This is a genomic window from Proteobacteria bacterium CG1_02_64_396 (assembly GCA_001872725.1).
In the GTDB taxonomy this organism is placed as follows: Bacteria; Pseudomonadota; MNWR01; order CG1-02-64-396; family CG1-02-64-396; genus CG1-02-64-396.
Genome location: MNWR01000103.1, coordinates 24,383 through 33,267 on the forward strand (window position 1 = coordinate 24,383; position 8,885 = coordinate 33,267).

At 63.4% G+C, this 8,885-nt stretch carries 4 protein-coding genes; 3 read left to right on the forward strand and 1 reads right to left on the reverse strand.

Annotation, left to right across the window (positions count from 1 at the left end; all coding sequences use genetic code 11):
• Nucleotides 1-294 precede the first annotated feature (294 nt).
• On the reverse strand, nt 295-2,499 hold the full coding sequence (locus tag AUJ55_12285) for a hypothetical protein (protein ID OIO54193.1): 2,205 nt from the start codon (nt 2,497-2,499) through the stop codon (nt 295-297).
• Between the two features lie 202 nt (nt 2,500-2,701).
• Between AUJ55_12285 and AUJ55_12290 the strand changes: the two genes are divergently transcribed.
• The 3 genes from AUJ55_12290 to AUJ55_12300 are packed head-to-tail and all read left to right on the forward strand — an operon-like array spanning nt 2,702 to nt 8,861.
• On the forward strand, nt 2,702-4,570 hold the full coding sequence (locus AUJ55_12290) for a hypothetical protein (GenBank protein OIO54194.1): 1,869 nt from the start codon (nt 2,702-2,704) through the stop codon (nt 4,568-4,570).
• Between the two features lie 45 nt (nt 4,571-4,615).
• Complete coding sequence (locus tag AUJ55_12295) at nt 4,616-6,817, forward strand: hypothetical protein (GenBank protein OIO54195.1); 2,202 nt, start codon at nt 4,616-4,618, stop codon at nt 6,815-6,817.
• Nucleotides 6,818-6,875: 58 nt separating this feature from the next.
• Complete coding sequence (locus tag AUJ55_12300; protein OIO54196.1) at nt 6,876-8,861, forward strand: hypothetical protein; 1,986 nt, start codon at nt 6,876-6,878, stop codon at nt 8,859-8,861.
• The last annotated feature ends 24 nt before the right edge of the window (nt 8,862-8,885 follow it).

Sequence of the window (8,885 nt, forward strand, 5' to 3'; positions counted from 1 at the left end):
CGCCTCCTACGACGGCGCACCCTGTTGGCGGCCCATCCCTGGGCGGCCCGGAAGCGCTATTGAATCCGTGCGCTTCGCAAAAACCAAAAGCGGGGCTTCGGCGACGGGGTCGCCTCCTACGACAGCGCACTCTGTTGGCGGCCCATCCCTGGGCGGCTCGGAAGCGCTATTGAATCCGTGCGCTTCGCAAAAACCAAAAGCAGAGCTTCGGCGACGGGGTCGCCTCCTACGACAGTGCACCCTGTTGGCGGCCCATCCCTGGGCGGCCCGCCCCCTTGTTGGGCCGTTCACCCTCTATGTGGGGCCGATCCGCCCCCGCCACCACGCCGCCAAGTCGGTTGCTGGCATCGGCGTGGCGAACAGGAACCCCTGCATCAGGGTGCAGCCCCGCTGACGCAACCAATCGCGCTGCGCCTCGGTTTCGACCCCCTCCCCCACCACCGTCAGCCCCAACGCCCGCCCCATGGCGATGATCGCCCCGACCAACGCCTGGCTTTCACTTTCGTGCAGGTCGCGGATGAAGGCCTGGTCGATCTTGAGCTGATCGAAGGGGAAGCGTTTGAGGTACGACAACGACGAATACCCGGTGCCGAAGTCGTCCAGCGCCGCCCGCACCCCCATTGCCTTCAGGCGGCCCAGCACCGAGCGCACCAGCGGGGCGTCGGTCATCAACAGGGTTTCGGTGATTTCGAGTTCGAGCAGGTCGGGGTCGATGGCGGCGGCGTTCAAGACCCGCTGCACCGTTTCGGGCAGATTGCCCGCGGCGAACTGGCGCCACGACACGTTGACCGAGACCCGAAAAGGGGGCAGCCCCTGGGTTTGCCAGACGGCGATGTCGCGACAGGCTTGCTCCAGCGCCCAGGTTCCCAGTGGCAGAATCAAACCGGTCTCTTCGGCCAGGGGGATGAAGCGTTCTGGCTGAACCGCCCCCAAATCGGGGGAGGTCCAACGCATCAGTGCCTCAGCCCCAACCGGAATCCCCTGGGCATCGACAAGGGGTTGGTAATGCAGGGCGATCTCCCCCCGCTCCTGGGCATGGCGCAGCAGCCCCTCCATGTCGAGCCGCTCTTTGGCCCGGCGATTCATCTCGGGCTGAAAGAAGCGAATCGTGTTGCCCCCCTGCTCCTTGGCGCCGTACATGGCGGCGTCGGCGTTGCGCAGCAGGGTGTGGGGATCCAAGCCGTCGGCGGGGGCCAGGGTGATTCCGAGGCTGGCGGTGACGAAGACCTCCCGCCCCTCGATCAAAAAGGGGCGACCCAGCGCCCGCAGCACCTTGGCGGCAACCCGCTCGGCGGCGGTGGCCTCGTAAACCCCGGAGAGGATGAGCAGAAATTCATCCCCCCCCAGCCGCGCCACCGTGTCCCCCTCCCACACCGCCTCGCGCAGACACTGGGCCACCTGCACCAGCAGCTCATCGCCCCGCCCGTGGCCGAGGGTGTCGTTGATGGTTTTGAAGCGATCCAGGTCGAGGATCGCCACCGCGACCCCCCCCTTGTGGCGATGGGCCAGGTTCAGCGCCTGATCGAGCCGGTCGATGGCGAGCACCCGGTTGGGCAGGTCGGTCAGGGTGTCGAACTGGCTTTGGCGCAGCAGCCGCTCCTCGAAGCTTTTGCGCTCGGTGATGTCTTCAATCAGCCAAAGCCAGTGACTCAGCGTCCCCCCCTCCCTCCGCACCGGCGACAGGGTGACCGCCCCCCAAACAAACCCGCCCCTCCCCTTGGTCAAGTGCAACTCCCCCCGCCACTCCACCCCCTGATCGAGGGCCCGACGCACCCCCTTGAGCGCCTCGGGGGCGCTGCGACCCGATTCCCAATCGAGGGGGCTTTCATCTTCGGCGGGGGCGGTGTGGCCGAGCAGCGTGGCCAGGGGGGGATTAAGGTATTCGACCGAGCCGTCGGCCCCGGCAACGGCGACCGCCACCGGGCTTTGCTCCACCGCTTGAAACAACAGCGCCAGACGGGCCTCGCGCTGGGAGCGCTCTTGCAGCAGCCGCACCCGATCCAGGGTGATGGCGATGTGGCTGGCCACCGCATCGAGAAAGTCGAGTTGCTCCCGGCTGGGCACCATCACCCCCTCGTCGCCGAATGAGCCGGTCCCCAGGGTGCCCAAATTGCGGTCGAACAACCGGATGGGGACGTTGACGATGGTGCGATTGCCCAGGGCGGCAACGATCTCTTTGTTGGTGCGAGGATCGGTTCGGGCATCCTCGACCAGGACGATCCCCTTGCCCGAGACGACCTCCTCCAAAAAGGGATCCCCTTCGATGTGCAAGATCGGCACCTCGGTGGCGATCGCATTGGCGGCGGAGCCCTGAATGGTGATGAGGGTGTACTGACTGGGGGGGGTGAAAAGGTAGACCCAGGTGGTCTGGTAACCGACCACCTCACGCACCGTATCGCGGGCGGCGGCCAACACGTCGGCGTAGGTCTCGGCCAATTCGAGCCGCTTGCTCAAGGCGAGCAGGGCGGTGAGCTGGGCTTTGGAGGGGGGTGGGGTCATGGCGGCAACGCTCGCGGGGAAGGGGGCCCCTATGTACAAAGGGTGGCCCACCTTGGCCGACAGATGACGTTGGCGCCAAACGTTTGGAACTGCAACCGAAAGGTCGCCGATCCCTTTTGGAGACGCACCAAGTGTCGACAACCTCGCCCCGATACCGCCACCATGACTGCATGGAATTGTGATCCGGAACCCAGGAGGCTCCATGGAACGTCTGCGCGTCCCCGCCGCACTTGCCGTCGTCGCGATCGCCCTGTGCGGCTTACTGGTCGCGGCCAGCCTCTGGACCGCCCACGAAATCGCCGCCACCCCCGCCCCCACCCATGTTGCCGTTACCCCCGAGGGGGAGCTGGCGATCTTGGTGGGCAACCGGCTTTTCATCGGCCGCGAGCAGCTACGCGCCATCGTCGACCTGGCCCCCATGGGAGCCGACACCGATCCGGGCGGCATCCATTTTTTACCCAGTGGCGAGCTGCTGTTGCACCAGCGCCAGGCGACCCCCTGGTGGCACCGTTGGCGGCTGCCTAGCGGCAACAATGTTGCGCCAGGAAACGGCTCCCTGGCCCGCTGCGACCTCCCCGTTCACACCTGTCGAGCCTTTGCCCCCAACGTGGCTCTGCCCGACGCCCCCTTGTGGTTCGAGAACGATCCACACGACGAAATCCTTTATCTCTCCTCACCCGAGGCCTGGTACATCGCGGCCATCGACGGTACTGGCCACGTAACGCCCCTACAGGACCAAACCCCTTTCGTCGAGGCGACACTCCATCGCCAAGGGGGAATGCTGCTCGACCCCCATCTCGATACACGTTTCCCCCTCCCTCTGACCATCGCCGAAGAGGGTGATCCAAGTTTGGAAACCATCCACACACGGCACCACCGGGAGGGAAGCAACGTGATCTGGATTTTGCGTGCAGTCCAGACCGATGCAGCCCGGTGGGTGTTGACCAAAGGGGAGGGAATGCGGGGTGGGCCGGTGCTGCGTCTGGAGCGGAATGGGAACCGCCTGAGCATGCTCGAATTGCCCCAAAGGAGCGATCCGGTCGATCTGACGCTGTACGACGACCAGATTGTCGTGGTCGATGCCGGTTTGCGCCGGGTCGCACGTTTCGATCTCGATGGCCATCGGCTTCCCGATCTGAATTGGCCCGAACTCGATGCACGCTTGAGCCAGGCCAGGGAACGGGCCGAGACGCTGAACGAACGGGCTGAAAAGATCCCGCTGGGATTTGTGGTACTGATGCTGGGGTTGATGGTGTGGGGGGCAAGGCAAGCCACCCATGGTCGGGGCAATGAGGCTTCCACCTCGAACCGGGAAGGAGCTCCCGCCCCAGGTCGGAACAGGGTGCTCTGGGTCGCGGTGGCCACCCTGGCGGGGCTGGTGGTGGTCGCAGGATTGCTGCTGCTGGCGGTACAGGATCTGCACATCGAGATCATGAGCCCCCTGGGGGTGGCGATGGGGCTGGTCCTGCTTTTGGGATTGTTGCTCTTCGCCTGGATGACGACGTTGCAAGGCACACCTTCTCGCCCACCTACCCCAGCCCCACAACAGCCTGCACCTCTACCGGATCTCGACGACCCCAACATTGCGTGGATTCAGACCAATCCGACGGTACAACGGCTGCGTGAAACCTTACTGGTCACCCTCCTCCTTGCCGCCGCCGGCTTGCCCTGGTTGTGGCGCCATTTCATCGGCGATCCGATGCCGGACGAAACGAATGCCTTTTTGATGCTGAGTCTCACGGGGGCGTTGATGCCTTTCTTTCTGGGCAACCGGCATCGCCACCGGATTGGCATCAAGGGCAACACGATTCTTCTGGACCAAGGAAAAAAAAACGCCGCGTCGCCCTTACGGCAGATCCGTTTCAACGGCTCCTCCATCCAAGTCGACAACCTCCATACCCAACTGGGGCAATACAACGCCCATGACATCGACCGGCATCTGCGCCCCAAACTCTCCCTGGCCATTTGGGTTCCCTATTGGGAGCTGCAAAAGCTATGGTGGCGCGACGAGGGGCTGTGGCTGACGGTGGGGTTGATCGTCGTGGTGATCGCGGGAATCAAGTTGATTTGAATATTCAAGCGGCCCACCAGCGCCTCTTAAGATCAAGGAGTCATCATGGATCAAATCAAAGTCACCCCCGCCCTGGCCGCCGTCGTCATCGCCTTTTCGCTGCTGCTCTTCGGCCTGAAGTTCTGGGCCGACGGTGAGGCCTTCGGCACCGACGCCCCGACCAACATCGTGGTCACCCCCGCAGGGGATCTGGCGGTGGTGGTGGGGCACGAAATGCTGGTCGGCACCCCCGACAAGGTGGAGACGATCTACGACCTGAGCGACTTCGGCGCCCCTTTCGTGTTGGGCGATGTGCGCTTCTTCCCCAATGGCGAACTGCTCATCCGCCAGGGGGAAGACGTGCGCTCGTTCATGCACAACCTGCGCGCCTACGGGCGGGACGACCACAGGGGAGAGGCCGTCCTCGAAGAGGTCGGGACGTTGGCACGCTGCAATCTGACCACCAAGGATTGCCGCCCCGTCGCCCCGAACCTGCGCTTCCCCACCTCCCCCTTTTGGGTCGAGATCGACCCTAAAGACGAAACCCTCTTTGTTTCGGCCCCCGAAGAGCACCGCATCTTCAAATATGCCCCCGACGGGACGCTGTTGGCGATGCAGGATCGGGGGCTGGCCTTCCCCAACCAGCTGCTGCTGCGCGATGGCAAGCTCTACAACGCCAACACCAACTACAACGAGATCGCCATCCTCGATCCGTCGACCCAGGGGTTCGGCAAAAAGCTGCAAACGGTGTCGGTCAAAGGGCTGGTCCCCACGCTGGACGATTTTACCGGGGTGATCTGGACCCTGGGGTTGGCGCCGGTAGGGGATGAATGGTGGGTGCTGGTCAAAGGAGACGGTATGGTGGGGGGGCCGATCCTGCGCTTCGACCAAGACTGGAAATTCCTCGCCCCCATCGAGCTGCCCGAACGAAGCGACACCATGGCCCTGACAGTATTCGGGGATCGGGTGGTGGTGGCCGACATCGAGCTGCGTCGGGTGCTGCAATTCCGCCCCGATGGGGCTGCGCTTCCCGATCTTGCCTGGCCGGAGCTGACCGCCCGGCTCAAGGCGGCCCAGGCGCGTAACGCCTTCTACAACATGGTCGGCAGCAACATCCTCTTTGGTTTTGTGCTGCTCTTTTTGGGGTTGCTGCTCTGGGCCATAAAACAGAAACGGGCGATGGAGGCAGCGGCGGGGGCAGTGGGAACCGTTGGCCCCCCCCAGCCCATCCCCGCCCTTGCCGAAAAGGTCACCCTTGGGTCCAGCATTTGGCTGGCTTTGGTGGTCGTGATTGCCTGGATGATCGGGGTTTTGAATCTCATCGGTTTGTTGACGGTTCTGTTTGTGTACTTCCTGATCGATCAATCCAGCACCATCTTGAACTGGGTGTCCGCTCTTGCTGCCCTTCGAGTCGTTTTCTTCTTTTGGCTTGGTTCCAAAGTGCTCAAGCGGATTGAAAAACGGCAGCAACAACCTACCCCCCCTGCGCCCCGTGCCACCATCGAAGACCCTAGGTCTCGGCAAGGGCGCGCTCTGGGCCACTTTGGTCAAAAAGCCCAAGGGTACTTCCTGGCATTTGCCGTTCTCGGTCTGACCATCTTGGCGGCAACTCGGCTCCCCGATCTGGGGGAAAACGGCCCCTATTTCATCGTGGGGGGGGCCATTGTTTCCCTGCTCATCTTCTGGATGACCCATCGCAGAAGCCACCACTTGGCGTCCAAAGACCAGACCGCAGCCCACCCCCAACCCGGCACGACCGGTTTTTATTGGATCGGCATCGAAACTTGGCAAAGGCGCCTGCGTTTCGGCGTCGCAACGGGATTATTTCTGGTATGGGCGTGGATTTGGGCCTGGCTAGGCATCGTCGAGGTAACCCGTACGACCCCCGTCGGCCACCACGAAATCCCCCTGATGGCTCTGGCCATCTCAACCTTGATTTTTGCCACGCACTTCTTCAAAACCGCCCTCTATCGCCTCGGCGTCGGCGACGGCCAGGTGGTCATGCTTCACCCCTGGAACCGCACCTCGGTCGCCGACTTCGACCAAATCATTTTGAGCGATCAGGCGATCCAGGTGGGGGACGGCCACATCCACCTGGGGCTCTTCCCCTGGCAAGAGATCGCCCGCCACCTGATGCCCAAAATGGCCCGCGCCAAACGGGTCCCCCACCGTGAAATGCGGCGGCTGTGGTGGCGCGACAACGGGGTGGAGGTGATGTTGATGCTCGCCCTGGGGCTGGGCGGATTGCTGCTGTTCGCGGTGTATTGAGATGTCGACAACATTCGTCACCCGAGAGCTGCCATTCTCATCCGGGTTCGGCATAACGGTGGTAATCGTCTGCCTGCTGCTGTTCGGAGCTCCCTTCTGGGCCAGCGATTCCCTCGACCACACCGCCACCCCGACCCAGGTGATGACCACCCCGGATGGGGCGCTGGCGGTGGTGCTCGGTCACGAGCTGCTGCTCGGCAGGGATCGGGTCGACACCCTCATCGATCTGGAGGAGCTTGGTCTCTACAGCTCGCCGCCCGGCATGACCTTTTTGCCCGACGGCGATTTACTGGTCCGTCCGGGAACCGGTTCCATCGCCCGCTGCGACCTGACGAGTCGCGTCTGCCGCCCCGTTGCGGGCAACCTGCCCCTCACCACCGACCCTTGCTGGATCGACCGCGACAGCGACGGCACCCTCTACCTCTCCTCCCCCGACGCGGAGCGCATCCTGGCGGTCGATCTCTCCGGGCAATACCGGCGGCTGACCGATCAATCCCCGTTCGTCCCCCGGCAGTTTCTACTCAAGGAGTGGGGGCTGCTTGACCCTGCAAGCGGCGACTGGACCGCACTCCCTCCGTACCTGAGCACCGGGGCCTTCGCCTTGCAGCCCCTGCCCAGCGACGGGGGTTCGCGTCCCCTGTGGGTGTTGCAAACGCTCAAGGTGGATGGGGGATGGTGGGTGCTGTTCAAGGGGCGGGACAAACTCGGGGGGACGATCCTGCGTTTCGACGAAGACTGGAGCCGCCCCAAGGCCATCATCCTCTCCGCCCCGGTGGCGATGACCTTGTTCGAGGGGCGGGTGGTGGTCGCCGACATCGGCCGCCGTCAGGTGCTGCAATTCCTGCCCAACGGCCACCCCTTGCCCGATCTGGCTTGGCCCGAGTTGCAAGTACGGCAGGCCGCTGCCGACGACCAATCCGAAAGCCTTCACAAGCTGATCTCGGTACTCCCATTCGGGGTGATCGGGATCGTCATCACCCTGCTGTTCATCGCCCTGGCCTCGCCCGAATTGCCCAAGGGGTTGTTCGATTCACCCCCTTCGCGATGGGCCCTTGAGGAACAAAGGAACCGGGATGACTCCCAGCTCTTCGTCATCGGTGTGGTCGCCCTGATTTTCTTCCCTCTCATGCTCTTCCTGCTCACCCGCTTCGTTGTTGTGCCCCCCCCGATTGCCCTTGCCCTGGTCGCCCTGCCCATTTTGGTGGGGATGGGGGTGCTGCTGTATCGCTACAAGCACGCCCAGAACCCCGCCACTCCCAACCCAGAACCCAACATGGCCCAGGTCTATACCCAGATTCAGGGCTTCTATTATTCGGCCTTCGGAACAGGGCTGTTGCTGGTGCTGGCGGGGGCGGCGTGGTGGGCGCAGGTATGGCAGGCGATGGCGTGGTTGGGGGCGGGCGCCGCGTTGCTGCTGGTTCCGACCGTGGCGTTGCGTCTGCGTCTGGGCACCATCGCCGCCGATCTGCCCCCTGTTGCCGTGGAACCCGAAGAACCTACCGATCCCCGCCTCGCCGATCCATCCATCGTTTGGATCGAATTGCCCCGTTGGGAGCGGGAGATACGGCAGGCGAGCAACGGACTGTATTTCGTCTATTTTTTTCTGGTCTATCTGATCGCCAAACATGCATTCGGCTTTCGTTGGGGCGACATCCCCGGCATCGAATGGATTCTGTTTTTTGTGCTCATCCCCGCCGCATTGCTCATCGGCTCCCTCATCGGCGCCCGCCACGACCACCGCATCGGCGTCCGGGGACGCACCGTTTTACTCCACCAAAACGGCACGATAACCGAGGCCCCCATCGAACAGGTCTTCAGCAGCGGTCGGGCCATTCTGGTCGGCGATCTGCGTACCCCCTTGGACCTCTACCCCCCCGCGCAGATCGAGCGACACCTCCTTCCCCTGCTCGCTCGCGCCGCGCCCATCGCCCACCGCGAACTACAAAAACGGTGGTTCAACGAGCAATGGTCCATTTGGCTGCTTATTGGCTTTTGTTGGCTGGTAGGGATTGTCATGTTCTGGTTGGATGGGGGGATTCAATGAGGAAATCCAGCACGACTCCAATCA

Excerpts from the sequence above, each read along its gene's own strand:
- AUJ55_12285 (OIO54193.1), bottom strand. The coding sequence starts at position 2,499 with ATGACCCCACCCCCCTCCAAAGCCCAGCTCACCGCCCTGCTCGCCTTG.
- AUJ55_12290 (OIO54194.1), top strand. The coding sequence starts at position 2,702 with ATGGAACGTCTGCGCGTCCCCGCCGCACTTGCCGTCGTCGCGATCGCC.
- AUJ55_12295 (OIO54195.1), top strand. The coding sequence starts at position 4,616 with ATGGATCAAATCAAAGTCACCCCCGCCCTGGCCGCCGTCGTCATCGCC.